Source organism: Pseudomonas sp. SIMBA_067, from assembly GCF_046534675.1.
Taxonomy (GTDB): Bacteria; Pseudomonadota; Gammaproteobacteria; order Pseudomonadales; family Pseudomonadaceae; genus Aquipseudomonas; species Aquipseudomonas putida.
Genome location: NZ_JAWRYH010000210.1, coordinates 1 through 311, shown reverse-complemented (window position 1 = coordinate 311; position 311 = coordinate 1). Strand labels below are relative to the sequence as shown.

The window sequence follows — 311 nt, the reverse complement described above, 5'->3', positions numbered from 1 at the left end:
ACCTGGCAGCCCAGGCTATTCGTTGCGGTGACGCCGAGGTGGTGGTTGCCGGCGGCCAGGAAAACATGAGCCTGGCCCCCTACGTCATGCCTTCGGCCCGCACCGGCCAGCGCATGGGCCACGGTCAACTGGTCGACAGCATGATCACCGACGGCCTGTGGGACGCCTTCAACGACTACCACATGGGCATTACCGCCGAGAACCTGGTGGACAAGTACGGCCTCAGCCGTGAACAACAGGACGCCTTCGCCGCCGAGTCCCAGCGCAAGGCCGTGGCTGCGATCGAGGCCGGCCGATTCAAGGACGAGATC

At 65.3% G+C, this 311-nt stretch carries 1 pseudogene; it reads left to right on the top strand.

Features of this window, described 5'->3' with window-relative positions:
* Window positions 1–311 (top strand): annotated as a pseudogene (locus SB765_RS28770) (acetyl-CoA C-acetyltransferase); the annotation flags it as partial.